This window comes from Sphingomonas endophytica (assembly GCF_014199415.1).
Lineage (GTDB): Bacteria > Pseudomonadota > Alphaproteobacteria > Sphingomonadales > Sphingomonadaceae > Sphingomonas > Sphingomonas endophytica.
This window is the reverse complement of record NZ_JACIJN010000006.1, coordinates 171,773-189,018: the sequence shown is the minus strand read 5'-3', so window position 1 is coordinate 189,018 and position 17,246 is coordinate 171,773. Positions and strand designations below refer to the sequence as shown.

General features: G+C 69.7%; 15 protein-coding genes and 1 tRNA gene. 10 read left to right on the top strand and 6 right to left on the bottom strand.

Going from position 1 to position 17,246, the window contains the following annotated elements:
• The first annotated feature begins 50 nt into the window (after positions 1-50).
• Entirely contained in the window at positions 51-1,385 is a 1,335-nt protein-coding gene (locus tag FHS97_RS10655; RefSeq protein WP_184036999.1) for a dihydroorotase, read from the top strand.
• 21 nt (positions 1,386-1,406) lie between these two features.
• Here FHS97_RS10655 and FHS97_RS10650 read toward each other — a convergent pair whose 3' ends face one another.
• The gene (locus tag FHS97_RS10650) at positions 1,407-2,174 is read right to left on the bottom strand and encodes a DUF1134 domain-containing protein (RefSeq protein WP_246346593.1); all 768 of its coding nucleotides are present in this window, start codon (positions 2,172-2,174) and stop codon (positions 1,407-1,409) included.
• Positions 2,175-2,332: 158 nt separating this feature from the next.
• Between FHS97_RS10650 and FHS97_RS10645 the strand changes: the two genes are divergently transcribed.
• Positions 2,333-2,422 (top strand) — tRNA-Ser (locus FHS97_RS10645).
• A gap of 34 nt (positions 2,423-2,456) precedes the next feature.
• Here FHS97_RS10645 and FHS97_RS10640 read toward each other — a convergent pair.
• Together FHS97_RS10640 and FHS97_RS10635 are read right to left on the bottom strand one after the other, a co-directional pair.
• Entirely contained in the window at positions 2,457-3,410 is a 954-nt protein-coding gene (locus FHS97_RS10640; RefSeq protein WP_184036997.1) for a glycoside hydrolase family protein, read from the bottom strand.
• Positions 3,407-4,174, bottom strand: coding sequence for an SDR family NAD(P)-dependent oxidoreductase (locus FHS97_RS10635; protein WP_184036995.1), 768 nt, complete (start codon positions 4,172-4,174; stop codon positions 3,407-3,409). The genes FHS97_RS10640 and FHS97_RS10635 overlap by 4 nt, the downstream gene beginning before the upstream one ends.
• A gap of 156 nt (positions 4,175-4,330) precedes the next feature.
• Between FHS97_RS10635 and FHS97_RS10630 the strand changes: the two genes are divergently transcribed.
• From FHS97_RS10630 to FHS97_RS10620, 3 genes are read left to right on the top strand one after another with little or no spacing between them, the layout of a single operon-like run.
• On the top strand, positions 4,331-5,068 hold the full coding sequence (locus tag FHS97_RS10630) for a 3-keto-disaccharide hydrolase (RefSeq protein ID WP_184036991.1): 738 nt from the start codon (positions 4,331-4,333) through the stop codon (positions 5,066-5,068).
• A 2-nt stretch (positions 5,069-5,070) separates the two neighbouring features.
• Positions 5,071-6,771, top strand: a complete 1,701-nt coding sequence (locus FHS97_RS10625) for a GMC family oxidoreductase (protein ID WP_184037271.1) — start codon at positions 5,071-5,073, stop codon at positions 6,769-6,771.
• The gene (locus FHS97_RS10620) at positions 6,768-7,487 is read left to right on the top strand and encodes a gluconate 2-dehydrogenase subunit 3 family protein (protein WP_184036989.1); all 720 of its coding nucleotides are present in this window, start codon (positions 6,768-6,770) and stop codon (positions 7,485-7,487) included. The genes FHS97_RS10625 and FHS97_RS10620 overlap by 4 nt, the downstream gene beginning before the upstream one ends.
• Before the next feature lie 111 nt (positions 7,488-7,598).
• On the opposite strand, the gene FHS97_RS10615 is transcribed toward FHS97_RS10620, so the two are convergent.
• From FHS97_RS10615 to FHS97_RS10605, 3 genes are all read right to left on the bottom strand, one after another.
• Positions 7,599-8,501 carry a dioxygenase family protein gene (locus FHS97_RS10615; protein WP_184036987.1) on the bottom strand — a complete coding sequence of 301 codons (903 nt, stop codon included), beginning with the start codon at positions 8,499-8,501 and terminating at the stop codon, positions 7,599-7,601.
• 138 nt (positions 8,502-8,639) lie between these two features.
• The gene (locus FHS97_RS10610; protein WP_184036985.1) at positions 8,640-9,962 is read right to left on the bottom strand and encodes an ATP-binding protein; all 1,323 of its coding nucleotides are present in this window, start codon (positions 9,960-9,962) and stop codon (positions 8,640-8,642) included.
• The gene (locus FHS97_RS10605) at positions 9,946-10,716 is read right to left on the bottom strand and encodes a response regulator (RefSeq protein ID WP_246346592.1); all 771 of its coding nucleotides are present in this window, start codon (positions 10,714-10,716) and stop codon (positions 9,946-9,948) included. Before FHS97_RS10605 ends, FHS97_RS10610 begins: the two co-directional genes overlap by 17 nt.
• Positions 10,717-10,796: 80 nt before the next feature.
• Here FHS97_RS10605 and FHS97_RS10600 point away from each other — a divergent pair, with 80 nt between their 5' ends.
• The 5 genes from FHS97_RS10600 to nirD all read left to right on the top strand — a co-directional run bounded on the left by FHS97_RS10600 (position 10,797) and on the right by nirD (position 17,179).
• Positions 10,797-11,378: an ANTAR domain-containing response regulator gene (locus tag FHS97_RS10600; RefSeq protein WP_184036983.1), complete on the top strand. Its 582-nt coding sequence runs from the start codon at positions 10,797-10,799 to the stop codon at positions 11,376-11,378.
• Positions 11,375-12,586, top strand: a complete 1,212-nt coding sequence (locus FHS97_RS10595) for an ABC transporter substrate-binding protein (protein WP_184036981.1) — start codon at positions 11,375-11,377, stop codon at positions 12,584-12,586. Before FHS97_RS10600 ends, FHS97_RS10595 begins: the two co-directional genes overlap by 4 nt.
• Positions 12,587-13,088: 502 nt before the next feature.
• A complete protein-coding gene (locus FHS97_RS10590; RefSeq protein WP_184036979.1) occupies positions 13,089-14,336 on the top strand; it encodes a nitrate/nitrite transporter in 1,248 nt (415 codons plus the stop codon).
• 27 nt (positions 14,337-14,363) lie between these two features.
• Positions 14,364-16,844, top strand: coding sequence for a nitrite reductase large subunit NirB (gene nirB, locus FHS97_RS10585; RefSeq protein ID WP_184036976.1), 2,481 nt, complete (start codon positions 14,364-14,366; stop codon positions 16,842-16,844).
• Positions 16,841-17,179, top strand: a complete 339-nt coding sequence (gene nirD, locus FHS97_RS10580; protein ID WP_159754074.1) for a nitrite reductase small subunit NirD — start codon at positions 16,841-16,843, stop codon at positions 17,177-17,179. Before nirB ends, nirD begins: the two co-directional genes overlap by 4 nt.
• Positions 17,180-17,246: the final 67 nt, after the last annotated feature.

Genomic DNA, 17,246 nt, shown 5'->3' with positions numbered 1-17,246 from the left:
CCAAGGTAGGGAGAGCGGCGACCCCGCGAAAGAGCCGGAAAGGGCTGACGATGGCGACCTATGATCTCCTGCTGACCGGTGGCACGGTGCATACCCCGGGCGGCCCCGTTGTCGCCGATGTCGGTGTGCGCGACGGGCGAATCGTCGCGATCGGGGCGCGCGGCGATGCCGGGCGGACGGTCGACTGCACCGGGCTCGACATCCTGCCGGGCGTGATCGACACGCAGGTGCATTTCCGCGAGCCGGGGCTGGTCCACAAGGAAGACCTCGCCACCGGCAGCGAGGCGGCGGTGATGGGCGGCGTGGTGGCGGTGTTCGAGATGCCGAACACCAAGCCCAACACCGACTCGGCCGAGGCGATCGAGGACAAGCTGACCCGCGCCAAGGGGCGGATGTGGTGCGACCATGCCTTCTACGTCGGCGCGACCAACCACAATGCGCGTGACCTCGCCGAGCTGGAGCGGCTGCCGGGTACCGCGGGGGTGAAGATCTTCATGGGCGCGTCGACCGGCGACCTCTTGGTCAGCGAGGATGCGCGGCTCGCCGAGGTGCTGGCGAGCGGGCACCGGCGCGTCGCGATCCACGCCGAGGACGAGGACCGCATGAACGCGCGCGCCGGCGAGCGCGTCGAGGGCGATCCGTCGTCGCATCCGGTGTGGCGCGACGATGAGAGTGCGCTGCTCGCGACGACCCGCATCCTGCGGCTGGCGCGCGCGGCGCGGCGGCGGATCCACGTCCTGCACGTCACCACGCCGGCCGAGCTGGAATTGCTCGGGCAGAACAAGGACATCGCGACCTGCGAGGTGACGCCGCAACATCTGACGCTCGCCGGCGAGGAGGCCTATCCGCGGATCGGCACGCTGGCGCAGATGAACCCGCCGATCCGCTCGGGCGCGCATCGCGACGGTCTGTGGCACTGGCTCAACCAGGGCGTGCCCGACGTGATCGGGTCGGATCACGCGCCGCACACGCTGGAAGAGAAGAACAAGCCGTACCCGGCGAGCCCGAGCGGGATGCCGGGGGTTCAGACGTTGCTGCCGCTGCTGCTCGACCATGCCGCGCACGGCCGGCTGACGCTCCAGCGCGTGATCGAGCTGACCAGCGCGGGCGCGCAGCGGATCTTCGGGCTGACCGGCAAGGGCCGGATCGCGGCGGGCTATGACGCCGATTTCACGATCGTCGACCTCAAGAAGCGCTGGACGATCGAGGAGCGCTGGCTGCGCTCGCGCGCCGGCTGGTCGCCGTTCACCGGCATGGAGCTGACCGGCAAGCCGATCGGGACGATCGTGCGCGGGCAGGTGGCGATGTGGGAGGACCAGCTCGGCGACGCACCGCAGGGCGCGCCGATCCGCTTCGAGACGACCGGCTTTCCGGGCGGGCGCTGACGCCCGCCGGTCAGGCGCGCGTCAGAAGGGGAGCCACTTCGAGGTCTCGGTGAACTTCATATAGCCGACGTTCACCCCCGCGCGCCATCCGACGCCGAGCCGGACCGGGATCAGCACGACATTGCCCTTGCGCAAATAGGTCGCGGCGAACCCGCCGACGAAATACAGCCGCCCCTCCGCGCCGGGGAAGCGCGTGAACAATTCGTGCGAGTCGTAGAGGTTGTAGACGAGCACGAACACCTTGTTGGCGTCGCCGCCGACGTCGAAGCCGACCGACGGTCCCGTCCAGTAGACGGGGCGCTGTCCCTCGACCTTGTGGGTCATGATCCCCGAGCCATAGCGGACGCCGAGGATGAACGCGCCAGACGCCTCACGCCCGGCGATATAGGCGTTGGGCTCGCCCTGGTCCTTCAGGATGTTCTCGATGATCTGCGCGAAGCCCTCCGCGCCCTTGCCGAACACGCCCTCGCCCGCGGCGATCAGATCGTCGCGCTTGTAGGTCGAGGCCGCAGTGGTGGTCGCGTCGGCGCGCACTTCCGATCCGGTGGTGGGGGGCGCCGTCTGCGGCACCGGTGCGGGCTCCTGCGGGGGTGTCGCGGGGAGCGGCCGTGCCGGCGCAGGGGCGGTGGGGGTGCGGACGCTGCGCGGCGGCGGGGCGGTGGAGACATCGCCATCGATCGCGGCATTGGGGTCGATGGTCCGCACCTGCGCGGCCGCGCCGAGCGGCGCGCCGATGAGCGCGACGACCAGCAGCGCTGCCCTGATGCTGCGTTGTGCGGTCCGCTTCATGCCTGCCCCCTCGATCATCGCGCCGTTATAGGCCGGACGGTGCTGTCGCGGCAATGAACGGCACGATGACCGGAGTCGCCAGCGCGATGTGCGGAAATCGTCCGCACCCAGTTGATCGCTGCGGTCCGTCTCGCTATAGCCGCGCCTCACGCCGGCCCGGAGACGTGGGTGAGTGGCTGAAACCAACGCTTTGCTAAAGCGTCGTACGGGAAACCGTACCGAGGGTTCGAATCCCTCCGTCTCCGCCAAATCCCGACACCGCCGATCCCGCCACCGCAGTGATCAGCTGCGCCGGATCAGCGCGCGGGCGAGGCGGCGGTCTTCCAGCGAATAGTACAGCCAGATCGCGCCCTGCGCATCGACCACCACCGACGCGGCGAAGGCGATGTCGGTCGCGGTGCGGTCGTCGACCGGGGGCGGGGTGACCAGCGGCTGGATGCCGCGCGCCACCACGCGCGTATAGTGGGTGTCGAACGCCACCCAGCCGATCCGCCAGCGCGCGTCGCGGGTCGCGCCGTTGTAGAACATCACCGGCATCGCCGGATCGTCGGTCAGCAACGGGCCGGTGGAAAGGTGCCAGTCGTCCCAGCTGTCGGTGCGCGGCATGAACGGGGTGGGTTGTTCGTTCCACGGCCCGCCGGGTGCGATGCCGATCGCCAGCCCGACGCGCGACGCCTCGTCCGCGGCATATTCGTAGAACAGCCGCCAGCGGCCGTCCGCCGTACGGTCGATCGTCGCTTCCTTGGTGTTGCCCTCCGACTTGGTCGAGGCGAGCGCGACCCCGCTCTTCGTCAGTCGGTCGAGCGACGGGCCAGTCGCATAGGACAGTTCGCTGTGGGCATGATCGGCACGGACGCCCGAATAATAGACGATATAGCCGTCGTCGCCGCGGATGACGGTCGGATCCTCGACGCCGCCCGCGTCATGGTCTTCGGGACCGGGCGCGAGCGATGGGGCGTCCAGCATCGTGAACCGCACGCCGTCGTCGCTCCACCCGCTCCAGATCAGCCCGGTGTCGGTGAGCGGCGCGTCGGGCCGCACGACGGCGCGGACCATCAGCCCCCAGCGACCGTCGGGCTCGCGCCACACATAGGGGCTCATCAGGTCGCGCGCCATCAACTCGGGCGGGCCGTCGAGCGACACCGTCTCGATCCGCTTGACGTTGAAGTCGAGCGCGACATCGGTGCCGGTGACGGCGTCCTTGCGATGCGGATCGCCGATCGCGCCGCCGGTCATGCGCCGAGCGCCTGCATCAGCGACAATCCGCCGTCGATCACGATCCGCGCGCCGGTGATGTAGCGTGCCTGGTCGGAGGCGAGGAATACCGCGAGGTCCGCCACCTCGTCCGCGCTGCCGGCGCGCCCGAGCGGGATGTTCTGCTCCAGCGTCCGGCGATAGGTGTCGTCCTGTTGCGCACGCGCGTTCATCGGCGTGAGGATCATCCCCGGCTCGATCGCGTTCACGCGCACGCGGTTCGGCGCTTCCTCGATCGCCAGCGTTTCGACCAGATTGGAGAGCCCGCCCTTGGCGGCGCAATAATCGGCGCCGCCGGCGCGCACCGCATAGGCATGGATCGAGGAAATGTGGATGATCGCGGCATCGCCGGTCGCGGTCCCGCGCCCAGTGAGGAAGCGGCGCGACGTGAGGAAGGCGCCGGTCAGATCGGTGTCGAGCAGCCGTCGCCACTGCGCCAGCGCCATCGCGCGCACCGTCACCCCGCTCATGTTCAGCCCCGCCGAGTTGACGAGCACGTCGGCCGGTCCCCATTCGGCTTCGACCGCCGCGAAGGCGGCCTCGACCGAGCCCTCGTCGTCGACATGCGCCTGCACCGTCAGGGCCGTGCCGCCCCCGGCGCTGACCGCGGCGGCGGTCGTCTCGGCCGCTGCGCGATCGGCATAGTAGAGGATCGCGACGCGCTCGCCGCACCTGCCGAAGGCCGCGGCACAGGCCGCTCCGATTCCCGATTCCGCTCCCGTTACGACGATCGTTCGCTGGGTCACGCGCTTCGCCTCTCTCCATGGACGCAGCGCCTAACGCGCATCAGGGAAAAACGTCCCCCCGACAGACCCCCGACCTTCCTTGTAAATAAAAATGAAAGCGTTAAGCCCTTCTGACGACGGCGGCTTCGGTCGCACGACGATGATGGGAGAGTGAAGATGCGTTGGGCACTGAGCATCGCGGCGGCGCTGGTGATGACGACTCCGGGCGTTGCTTTGGCGAAGGACAACAGCCTGACCGCCGCCGAGCGCGCGCAGGGCTGGAAGCTGCTGTTCAACGGGCGCGACCTGTCGGGCTGGCGTGCCTTCGGCGGCGGCGCGGCGCCGTCGACCTGGACGGTGCGCGACGGCACGCTGTTGCTGATCAAGGCCGACGGCAAGATGAGCGGCACCGATCTCGTCACCGCCGAGCCTTATGGCGCGTTCGAGCTGACGCTCGACTGGAAGGTCGAGAAGGGCGGCAACAGCGGCGTGCTGTATCTGGCGCGCAACGTCGCGGGCGCGCCGCAGCTCTATGAGACCGGGCTCGAGATGCAGGTGCTCGACGATGCCGGCCATTCCGACGGCAAGATCCCGACGCATCGCGCGGGATCGCTCTACGACATGACGGTGCCGCCGGCGGGCGTCTCCAAGCCGGCGGGCAGCTGGAACCATGCGCGGCTGCTCGTCCAGAACGGGCGCATCCGGCAATGGCTGAACGGCACGCCGACCGCCGACGTCTCGTACGGCGACGATGCGTGGCGCAAGCGGGTCGCGGGCTCGAAATTCGCGAAGATGGCGCATTTCGGCACCTTCGACAGCGGGGTGATCGGGTTGCAGGACCATGGCGAGCCGGTGGCGTTCCGCAACATCAAGCTGCGGCGTCTCGGCGCGTCGGCGACGGGGACGGGTCAGTGACCATGGCAGCGGCGAAGGGTGCGGATGGCCCGGTCGACGTCATCATCGTCGGCTCCGGCGCGGCGGGCGGGATGGCGGCGCATGTCCTGACCAAGGCCGGCGTGCGCTGCCTGATCCTCGAGGCCGGGCGCGACTACGACCCGCAGGCCGAGGTCAATATGTTCGCGCCCGAAAGCGACGCACCGCTGCGCGGGACCGGCACCCCCGACAAGCCGTTCGGCTATTTCGACGCGACCGTTGACGGCGGCTGGCAGGTCGAGGGCGAGCCTTACACCATGACCGAGGGCAGCGACTTCCGCTGGTACCGGCCGCGGATGCTGGGCGGGCGCACCAACCATTGGGGGCGGCACGTGCCCCGGTTCGGCGCCTATGACTTCAAGCCTTTCTCGCGGGACGGGCTCGGCGCGGACTGGCCGATCGGCTATGACGATGTCGCGCCCTTCTACGACCGGGTCGAGCGGATGATCGGCGTCAACGGCGGCAAGCTCGGGCTGGAGAACCATCCCGATTCGCCGCCCGGCTGTCTGATGCCGCCGCCCAAGCCGCGCGTGCCGGAGATGCTCATCACCGCCGCGGCGGAGAGCCTCGGCATTCCGGTCCGCGCCGCGCATACCGCGGTGCTGACGCGCGACATGCCCGACAAGGTCGCGCCGCGCAGCGCCTGCTTCAACGCGACGCCGTGCACGCGCGGCTGCACGATCGGCGCGATGTTCCAGACCACCACCTCGCTGCTGCCGATGGCCAAGGCGACCGGCCGCCTGCGCGTCGTCACCGATGCGATGGTGTCGCGCGTGGTGATGGGCGCGCGCGGCCGCGCGGCGGGGGTCGAATATGTCGATCGCAAGACCGGGCAGCGCCATCAGGTCAAGGCGCGGGCGGTCGTGCTCGCGGCCGGCACCGGCGAGACGGCGCGGCTGCTGCTCAATTCGGGCGAAGCAGGTCGCGGGCTCGCCAATTCGTCGGGCGAGCTTGGGCGCAACTTGACCGACTCGACCGGCGCGTCGTTCCGCGCCTTCATCCCCGGCCTGGCCGGCCGGCCGCGCTACAATGAGGACGGGATCGGCGGTCAGCATATCTACATCCCGTTCTGGCAGTACGAGCAGCAGAAGCGCGGCGAGCTGGACTTCGCGCGCGGCTATCATTTCGAGATCGGCGGGCGGTTCGGCGTGCCCGCAGAGGCGGCGCTGCCGCGCGTCTGGGGCAAGGACCTTAAACAGGCGGTGCGCAACGCCTCGGGCGCGACGATCGGCCTGACGCTGCGCGGCGAGATGATCCCCAACAAGGACACGTTCTGCGAGATCGATCCTAACGTGAAGGACAAGTTCGGCATTCCGGTGCTGCGCTTCGCGTTCCGCTGGTCCAAACACGAGGTCAACCAGGTCGCGCACGGTCGTCGTGCCGCGCATGCGGTGTTCAAGCGGCTGAACGGCACGATCCTCGACCCCGATCTGCCGCCCGAGCAGATCATGACCGCGGGCGGCGAGATCATCCACGAACTCGGCACCGCGCGGATGGGCGCCGATCCGAAATCGTCGGTGGTCGACAGCTATGGCCAGACCTGGGACGTCGACAATGTCGTGCTGATGGACGGCGCGACCTTTGCGTCGGGGCCGCACAAGAACCCGACGCTCACCATCCTCGCGCTGGCGCTGCGTGCGTCGGAGCGGCTCGCCACCCGTTTGTCGTCAGGAGCGCTGGCATGACCTTCACCCGCCGCACCACGCTGCAATGGCTCGCCACCGCGACCGCGTTGTCGCTCGCCAACCGCGGTGTTGCCGCCGCCGCCGCGCCGCAGGCGACCGGCGCGCCGCCATCGTTCAAGGTCGTCGACTGGCCGGCGAGCATCGCGCCGATGCCGGCGGCCCCGGGCTATGGCCGCGATCCCGATCTGACCGCGCCCAAGGTGCCGTGGCCGCTGACGCTGACCAAGCCGCAGCGCGCAACGGTCGACATGCTCGGCGACATGATCCTGCCCGCCGATGCCGCCTCGCCGGGGGCGGGGACGCTGGGCGTCGGCGCGTTCATCGACGAGTGGATCAGCGCGCCTTATCCGCAGCAACAGGACGATCGCGGCAAGATCATCGCCGGGCTGACGTGGCTCGACGCGCAAAGTCGCGTGTTGCACGGCGGCGCGTTCACGGCGGCGACGGCGGCGCAGCGTGCGACATTGCTCGACGCGCTGACCGTCGAGACGCCAAGCGCAGCGATGGCGCAACCGGTCGCGTTCATGGACCGGCTGCGCAATCTGTTCGTGCTCGGCTTCTACAGCCTGCCCGAGGGGAAGGCCGACATGGGCTATATCGGCGACCAGCCGACCGAGGGGCCGTACCCCGGCCCGACTCCTGAGGCGCAGGCGCATTTCGCCGCGCTGCTGACGACATTGAAACTGCCGCCGCTGCCCTCGCCCTCCCAGGCTTGACCCGGGATCCCGCTTCTTGCCGTCGTTGCGAAGACGAAGCGGGACCCCGGATCAAGTCCGGGGCGACGGGCGGCGGGTTGCCGATCGAGTCCGGGCGACGAGAGGACGAACTTATCGCGCGACGCCGATCACCGCGGTCGCGGTATAGCCGGTCGACGGATCGCCGGTGAAGGTCGGGGTCATCTGCGCCAGTTGCGCGGTCGTGTTGTCGCCGAACACGTTGTCGCTCGACAGCGCCACCCGCGCAAAGTTCGTCCGGCTCGCCGGGTAGGTGGTGGTGTCGGTGTAGACGGTGCTGCACGCGCCGGCGGGTAGCGCGAACTGGCTGGTCAGGATGGCATATCGCCCGCCGAGCGCATTGGAGAGCGTCGAGAACACCTCGAAATGGATGTGCGGCCAGCGTCCGTCGTAACAGCCGGGGAAGATGGTGGTGAAGGTCGCCTGTCCGTTGGCGTCGGTCACCTGCACGCCGCGCAGGTAGCTCTCGCCCGCGCCGCTGCCGTACAGCGAATAGGTGCCGCTTCGGTCGCAATGCCAGAGATACACCGCATAGCCGGCGAGCGGCGCGCAGGTCGCGTTGACGTTGACGACGGTGATCGTGAAGGTGACCGCCACCCCGGTCGCCACGGTGGTGGTCGTCAGGAAGCTGGCGCGGATATCGGAGCGGACGATGCCGCTGGCGGTGAGCACGTTGCTGGTCGACCCCGACGACGTGTTGGTGCCGTCCGCCGGATAGGGACCGCCGGTTTCCTGCGGGTCGGCGATGCAGGTGCCAGTGGCGGTGGTGCCCGTCGGGGTCGGCGTCGGCGTCGGGGTGACGGTCGGCGTGGGGGTGGCGGTGCCGGTGGTCGTCGTGTCCGCACTCTCGGCGTCGCTGCCGCCGCAGCCGGCGAGGAACGCGACCGTTCCCGCGCCTGCGACCCATTTCAACGCGCGCCGCCGCGCCATCAGCGTGTCGATGCGCTGCAGGTCCTCGGCGAGGCGATGGGCGTGCGAAGGATGATGATCGGTCATGATGAAGGGGCTCCCGCTTGATTGGGGCGCTGTGTGGCGGTGCTTGGTCACGTTGATATGTCGGGGTGCCGCAACCTTGTTGCAGGGCGTTGCAGGCGGGGGCGGGCCAAGAAGCCCCCCTGGGGACGAAGCTGTTCGCTACGCCGACAGCGGCAGCACCACGCGCGCCTGCGCCCCGGTCGGGCCGTTGCCGAGCGTCACCGCCCCGCCGTGCGCGGTGGCGATCGTGCGGACGATCGCGAGCCCTAGACCGGTGCCGCCGGTCAGGCGGTTGCGCGACGGATCGCCGCGCACGAACGGCTGGAACAATCGCTCGGCGAGCGCCGGATCGACGCCCGGCCCGATATCGTCGATCGTGACGGTGACGCGGCCATCGTCGACGATCCAGCCGATCGTCGCGCGCTCGCCGTAGCGCATCGCGTTCTCGACCAGATTGGCGAACAGGCGGCGTAGCGCACCGCTGTCGCCACGGACGATCGCGCGCGGCCCGCCGGTCGATTCGACCGCGGCGCCGATGTCCTTGAGATCGTAGACGAGGCTTTCGATCAGGCTGGCGAGATCGAGCCGCACCAGCGCGGTCGCGGCGGCATCGTCGCGCGCGAAGACCAGGGTCGCGCCGATCATCGCGCGCATTTCCTCGATGTCCGCCGCCGCCCTGATGCGCGCCGCCTCGGGCAGCGCCTCGACGCGGAAGGCGAGCCGCGCGAGCGGGGTGCCGAGATCGTGCGCGATCCCGGCGAGCATCGCGGTACGCGCCTCGGCATGGCTGGCGAGCCGCGCGTGCATCGTCGATACCGCACGCGCGAGGTCGCGGATTTCGCGCGAGCCGCCGGGCAGTTCAGGGAGCGGCGCACCGGTGCCGGCACGATCCGCCGCCGCGGCGAGCTGTCGCAGCGGGCGGGTGATCGCGCGCGCCAGCCACCAGCCGGGGATCGACAGCAGCAGGATCGCCGCGAGCAGCGCCAGCAGCGTGCGGACGTGCCAGCGCGTCAGCCACGGCGGTTGCTGGCTCCTGACCATCCACCAGCCGCCGCCCTGCCGCCATGCGAAGGTCCAGTCGCCCGCGAACGCCTCGCCCTCGCTGCGGCCGGGCTGGGTGAGGGCGACGACGTCGCCGCGCGGCACCGCCAGCACCAGCGCCAGCCGCGCCGCCGCTTCGGCATTGGCGCGTTCGGCGTGCCGCGGCCGTGGCGGAGTCGCGACGCGTATGCGCTGCAACGGCGGACGGTGGGGACGAAGCCCGCCGGGCGGGGCCATCAGGCGTTCGCCGCCGAACCAGGGGCGCGGCGGCTCCCCCTTCAATGCGCGTGCGATCCCGGTCAGGCTGCGCGGCGGCTCGAACGGCGGCGGGCCGGAGAAGGTGACCGCGAACGAGATGACCGCGGTGACGAGCACCGACACCACGACGAGCAGGAAGATCGGCCACGCGAGCGGCCGGCTGCGATCAACGCTGCGCGACATCGGCCGCGAACATATAGCCTTCGTTGCGGACGGTGCGGATTAGCTCGTCACCGCCGCGCCCGTCGCTGCGCGCGAGCTTGCGGCGCAGCCGGCTGACCTGCACGTCGATCGCGCGGTCGAAATGCTCGGCGGTCGGCCCGCGCGCATGGTCGAGCAGGAAGTCGCGGGTCAGCACGCGGCGCGGATGATCGACGAAGGTCATCAGCAGCCGGAACTCGCCATCCGACAGGTTGATGACCACCTCGTCGGGATCGAGCAGCTGTCGCGCGATCGGATCGAGCCGCCAGCCGTGGAAATGCTGCCATGGACGTGTCACCGCGGTCTGACGCACGCCCGGCTCGGGCGCGGCTGCGGCGGCGCGGCGCAGGACCGAGCGGATGCGCGCCAGCAATTCGCGCGGGTTGGCGGGCTTGGCGATATAATCGTCGGCGCCCATCTCCAGCCCGACGATCCGGTCGACCTCCTCGCCGATCACCGACATGATGATGACCGCGGGCGGCGCGGAACGGTCGAGCCCGCGCAGCAACGTCAGCCCGTCCTCGCCGGGCATCATCACGTCGAGCACCAGCAGCGCATAGGCGTTCGTCGCCATCGCGCGGCGCATCGCCGCGCCGTCCGGCGCGACATCGACGGTATAGCCGTGACGCGTGAGGAAATCGGCGGTCAGCTCGCGAATGTCGGGATCGTCGTCGACGATCAACAGTCGCGCACTGCGGTCCATCACGTCACCGGCATCGAGGCAGGATTGAAGCATGGATCGCGCATCGCGCCTCGACGTATCGTGCGCGTTTCACGGTTGCAACAAAGCGGCGCGGCGCGATACTCCCCGGCGCCGTGAGGATCGCGATCATCGATACCAGCACCACGCGCGCCGCGATCATCTCGGAAGGGTTGCGCGATGCCGGGCTCGTCGATCTGGTGGTGATCGACCCCGCCGGGCCGCTGGTCGCGCAGGTCGAGGCGAGCGCGCCCGAAGTGGTGCTCATCAACCTCGAAAATCCCAGCCGCGATCTGCTCGAGGACTTCTTCGCGATGTCGCGCGCGCTGGCGCGGCCGATCGCGATGTTCGTCGACCAGTCCGACGCGCAGACCACGATGGCGGCGGTCGATGCCGGCGTGTCGGCCTATGTCGTCGACGGCCTGGCGAAGCAGCGGATCAAGCCGGTGCTCGATCTCGCGATCCGCCGCTTTCAGGCGTTCTCGCGGTTGCAGACCGAACTGGCCGAGGCGAAGTCGGCGTTGGCCGATCGGCAGACGATCGACCGCGCCAAGGCGATCCTGATGAAGCGCCGCGGGCTGGACGAACCTGCCGCCTATGCGCTGCTGCGCGGCCACGCGATGAAGTCGAACCGCCGGATCGCCGAGGTGGCGGAGGCGATCGTGACCAGCGAAGCGCTGATGGGAGACCTGCCATGAGCGCCGAGACCTTCCGCATCGGCTTCGTGCCTTTGGTCGATGCCGCATTGCCGATCCTCGCACATGAACTGGGCTTCGCCGCCGCCGAGGGCGTGCGGATCGAGCTGGTGCGCGACGTGACCTGGGCGACGGTGCGCGACCGGTTGCTCTATGGCCATACCGATGCCGCACATCTGGTCGCGCCGCTCGCGATCGCGACCGCGCTGGGACGCGACCGGCCGGCGGTCGCGCTGACCGTGCCGTTCGTACTGGGACTGAACGGCAACGCCATCACTTTCTCGACCGCGCTCGGCGAGGCGTGCGGGCTGGGCGAGTCGCTCGGCGATCCGGTCGTGCTCGGCGCGGCGCTCAAGGAGGTGGCGGCGCAGCGGCTAGCGGCCGGGCGGCCGCTGCGCTTCGGCGTGGTGCATCGCTATTCCAGCCACAATTACATGCTGCGCTACTGGCTGGCCGGGGTCGGCATCCGCCCCGACGCGGACGTGGCGATCACCGTCACCAGCCCGACCTTCGCCGCCGATGCACTGGCGGCGGGCGAGGTCGACGGCATCTGCGTCGGCGAGCCGTGGAACGCGATCGCGGTCGATCGCGGCGTCGGGCGGATCGCGCTGGCGACCGCGCAAATCTGGCGGCGCGGGGTCGAGAAGGTGCTGGCGCTGCGCTCCGACACCGCCGCCGAACGCCCCGAAGCGCTGACCGCACTGTTGCGTGCGCTTCACGCCGCGGCCGAATATTTCGTGCGCCCCGACACCGCGCAGGACAGCGCCGCGCTGCTCGCGCGGCCCGAATATTGCGACGCGCCGGTCGAGGCGATCCTGCGCGCGATCACCGATCGCATCCGCGTGACGCCGGGCAGCGCGCCGATCGCCTATCCCGACTTCATGTTCCAGTATCGCGAGGCCGCCAACTTCCCGTGGCGCAGTCAGGCGGCGTGGCTCTATGCACAGATGGTGCGCTGGGACGGGCTGCGCTTTTCCGCGGCGGATGCCGCGACCGCGCAATCGGTGTTCCGCCCCGACCTGTACCGCGCCGCGCTGGCCGGATCGGGCGCGCCGCTCCCCAATGCCAGCTCCAAGCTGGAGGGCGCGCTCGATGCACCGATCGGTGCGGGATCGACGCAGGGACGGTTGCTGTTGGGACAGGATCGCTTCTTCGACGGCCGCGCCTTCGATCCCGACGACATCGCCGGCTATCTGGCGCAGCTTCCGTAGGACCGGTCGACATTCAGGATTCATGATGAAGCGCCGTTGTTTACGATCGGAACATCCCCGATTTTCGTCGCCCCGGACTTGATCCGGGGCCCCGCTTGGCGGCCACGTGGATAAAAAGCGGGATCCCGGATCATGTCCGGGATGACAGGTTGAGTGAATGTCGATCCACTCCGGGGCCGATCGAAATTCAACGCCCACTTGCTCATTCCGTCAGCCGGGGCGACGCAACAGGACAATTGACTCGAGGCTGTCGACGCGTCTGGCCGATGATGCTGCGCGTGCGAAGGGGACTTGCATCGCCGCCGCGAATCAGGCAGCTTCATGATCGTCGGGCAATGATGCCGGACACGAGATAGCAGCGACACGCCTCTCCAACGCCGGGGAGGTCCACGCTGGCGGAGCGGGGCGACGACGCCCCTGACCGCACCGAGGCAACGACGCCGCCAGGACGCACCCGCAAGGGTCGCCGTCCTGGCGGCTTTTTCTGTTTGGAGCACGGGCGATGGCGACGGCGTTCTGGGATCGCGGACGAGACGGGGAGGCGCAGGCGGCGGGCGGCTTCTGGGCGAGCGGGCATAGCCCGACGCTGATCGCTGCCTTCCTCTATTTCGACCTCGCCTTCATGGTGTGGGTGCTGCTCGGGCCGCTCGCGCCCGACATCGCCGCGGCGCTGGGGCTCAGCCCGGCGCAGAAGGGGCTGATGGTCGCGGTGCCGACGCTGGCCGGGGCGGGGCTGCGCGTCGTCAACGGCTTGCTGGTCGACCGGCTGGGGCCGAAGCGCTCGGGCGCGATCAGCCAGTTGATCGTGATCTTCGGGCTGCTCGCGGCGTGGATGCTGGGCGTGACCAGCTTCGCGGGCACGCTGGCGCTGGGGGTGATCCTTGGTTTCGCGGGCGCGAGCTTCGCGATCGCGCTGCCGCTCGCCAGCCGCTGGTATCCGCCCGAGCATCAGGGCAAGGCGATGGGGCTGGCCGGCATGGGCAATTCGGGCACGGTGCTCGCCGCGCTGTTCGCGCCCGCGCTGGCGGCGCTGTACGGGTGGAATGCGGTGCTGGGGCTCGCCTGCATTCCGCTGTTGATCGTGTTCCTGCTCTACATGGCGCTCGCCAAGGACGCGCCCGGCGCGCCCGCGCCGAAGCGGCTCGCCGAATATCTCGCGCCGCTGCGGCAGGCGGACGCCTGGTGGCTGATGGCGTTCTACGCGGTGACGTTCGGCGGCTTCGTCGGACTGGCGGCCAGCCTGCCGATCTATTTCACCGATCGTTTCGCACTCAGCACCGTCCACGCCGGCTATGCGACCGCGGCGTGCGTGTTCGCGGGATCGCTGGTGCGGCCGATGGGCGGCGCGCTGGCGGACAGGATCGGCGGCGTGCGCGCGCTCAGCGTCGTCTTCCTGCTCGCCGCGCTGGCGCTGGTCGGGGTCAGCCTGTCGGCCGGCTTCGTCGGGGCGCTCGCGTGCTTCGTCGCGGCGATGCTGGCGCTGGGCGTCGGCAATGGCGCGGTGTTCCAGCTGGTGCCGCAGCGGTTCACCGCAGAAATCGGGGTGATGACTGGGCTGGTCGGCATGGCCGGCGGGGTGGGCGGCTTCTATCTCGCCTCGTCGCTGGGGCTCGCCAAGCAATGGACCGGCAGCTTCGCGCCCGGCTTCCTGATCTTCGCCACGCTCGCGCTCGCCGCGCTCGCCGGCCTCACGATCGTCAAGCACGGCTGGCGCGCGCGCTGGGGCACCGCCGCCGGCGTGCGGATCTGATCCACCGGATACGGACAGGACAATATCATGAAACACGAACCCATCCGCCTCGGCGAGACCGACACCCGGCCGCACATGATCGTGATCGGCAACGGCATGGCCGGATGCCGCGCGATCGAGGAACTGCTGGCGCGTGACCCGACCCGCTATCGCATCACGATCGTCGGCGCCGAGCATCACGTGAACTACAATCGCATCATGCTGTCGCCGGTGCTGGCGGGCGAGAAGACGTTCGAGGAGATCGTCATCAACGACCACGACTGGTATGCCGATAGCGGCATCACGCTGCTGGCGGGCGATCCGGTGATCGCGATCGACCGCGCGGCGCGTACCGTCACGACGCGCGGCGGGATCACGATGGATTACGACCGGCTGCTGATCGCGACCGGCTCTGATCCGTTCATCATCCCGGTGCCGGGCAAGGATCTGCCGGGTGTGATCGGCTTCCGCGACATGAACGATGTCGGCGCGATGCTCGCTGCCGCCGAAAAGGGCGGGCGCGCGGTGGTGATCGGTGGCGGGCTGCTGGGGCTCGAAGCCGCGCACGGCCTTTCGCTGCGCGGGATGGCCGTCACCGTGCTGCACCTGATGCCGACCCTGCTCGAACGCCAGCTCGATGAGGCGGCGGCATGGCTGTTGCGCACCGCGCTGGAAGCGCGCGGGCAGACGATCCTGACCGGCGCGGACACCGCGGCGATCCTCGGCGACACGCATGTCACCGGCGTAAGGCTGAAGGACGGGACCGAACTGCCCGCCGATCTGGTGGTGATGGCGGTCGGCATCCGCCCGTCGGTGGCGCTGGCGCGCGATGCCGGGCTGGATGTCGGGCGCGGAATCAAGGTCGACGACCATATGGTCACCTCCGATCCGCATGTGCTCGCGGTCGGCGAGTGCGTCGAGCATGACGGGCAGGTCTATGGCCTCGTCGCGCCCTTGTGGGACATGTGCCGCGCACTGGCGGACGGGCTGGTCGAACGGCCGAGCGGCTACCGCCCCGCGCCGACCGCGACCAAGCTGAAGGTCGCGGGCCTCGATGTCTTCTCGGCGGGCGATTTCTCGGGCGGCGACGGCGCGGAGGACATCGTGCTGCGCGACGCCAGCCGCGGCATCTACAAGCGCGTCGTGGTGCGCGGCGACCGGATCGTCGGCGCGGTGCTGTACGGCGATACCGCCGACGGCAATTGGTACTTCGACCTGCTCAGGAAGGGCGAGGATATCGCGTCGATCCGCGACGCGCTGATCTTCGGTCAGGCGTTCGCCTCGGGAGGGGGGCAGGCGGACCCTAGGGCGGCCGTTGCGGCGCTTTCCGACGAGGCGGAAATCTGCGGCTGCAACGGCGTGTCCAAGGGCAAGGTGCTGGCGTGCATCGACGGCGGCGCACACAGCCTCGACGCGGTGCGCAGCGGGTGCAAGGCCTCGGCGAGCTGCGGGTCGTGCACCGGGATCGTCGAGAGCTTGCTCGCGCTGCGGCTCGGCGGCGAGGTCGAGGCCGGCCCGAAGACGATGTGCAAATGCACCAGCTTCGGCCACGACGACGTGCGCCGGGAGATCGTCGCGCAGGGAATGCGCGCGATCCCCGAGGTGATGCAGAAGCTGCACTGGTCGACCCCGGACGGGTGTTCGTCGTGCCGCCCGGCGCTCAATTATTACCTGCTGTGCGCGCTGCCCGGCGACTATGTCGACGACCAGCAGAGCCGCTTCGTCAACGAGCGGCTCCACGCCAACATCCAGAAGGACGGCACCTATTCGGTGGTGCCGCGGATGTGGGGCGGGCTGACCAGCCCGAAGGAGCTGCGCGCGATCGCCGACGTGGTCGAGAAGTTCAACGCGCCGATGGTCAAGGTGACCGGCGGGCAGCGGCTCGACATCTTCGGGATCAGGAAGGAGGATCTGCCCGCGGTCTGGGCGGACCTCAATGCCGCCGGGATGGTCAGCGGCCATGCCTATGGCAAGTCGCTGCGCACCGTGAAGACCTGCGTCGGCAGCGAATGGTGCCGGTTCGGCACACAGGATTCGACAGGGCTGGGCGTGAAGATCGAGCGTGCGACCTGGGGGTCGTGGATGCCGCACAAGTTCAAGATCGCGGTCAGCGGCTGCCCGCGCAATTGTGCCGAGGCGACGATCAAGGACTTCGGGATCGTCTGCGTCGACAGCGGCTACGAACTGCATGTCGGCGGCAATGGCGGGATCAAGGTCCGCGCCACCGACCTGCTGTGCAAGGTCGCGACCGAGGCGGAGGCGATCGAGATGTGCGCCGCCTTCATCCAGCTCTATCGCGAGGAGGCGCGCTATCTGGAGCGCACCGCGCCGTGGATCGAGCGCGTCGGGGTGGCGTACCTCCAGTCGCGCTTGCTGCCCGGTGCCGAGGCGCGCGCCGCGCTGGCGGCGCGGTTCTTCTACTCGCAGCGCTTTTCGCAGGACGATCCGTGGGCGCAGCGCGTCGCCGGCGCCGAGCGCGAGCATCATGCGCCGATGGCGCGCTTCCAGCCGCAGGAGGAAATGGCATGATTGGTGAGTGGCTCGACATCGGGCGCGTCGACGAGATCCCGCTGCGCGGCAGCCGGACGGTGCAGGTCGCCGGCGGCGACGACATCGCGGTGTTCCGTACCGGCGAGAACCAGGTCTTCGCGCTGCTCGATCGCTGCCCGCACAAGCACGGGCGGCTGTCGCAGGGGATCGTGCATGGCGGCGCGGTGGCGTGCCCGCTGCACAATTGGCGGATCTCGCTGTCAACCGGCGAGGCGCTTGGCGAGGATCGCGGCTGCACCCCGGTAGTGCCGGTGAAGGTGACCGCGGGCCGCGTCCTGATCTGCCGCGCGAGCACGCTGAAGGCGGCGGCGTGAGCGGGGGTGTAAGCCCTCTTCCCCTCGGGGAGGGGGTTGGGAGAGGGGCTGTGTCTCACCGAGAACC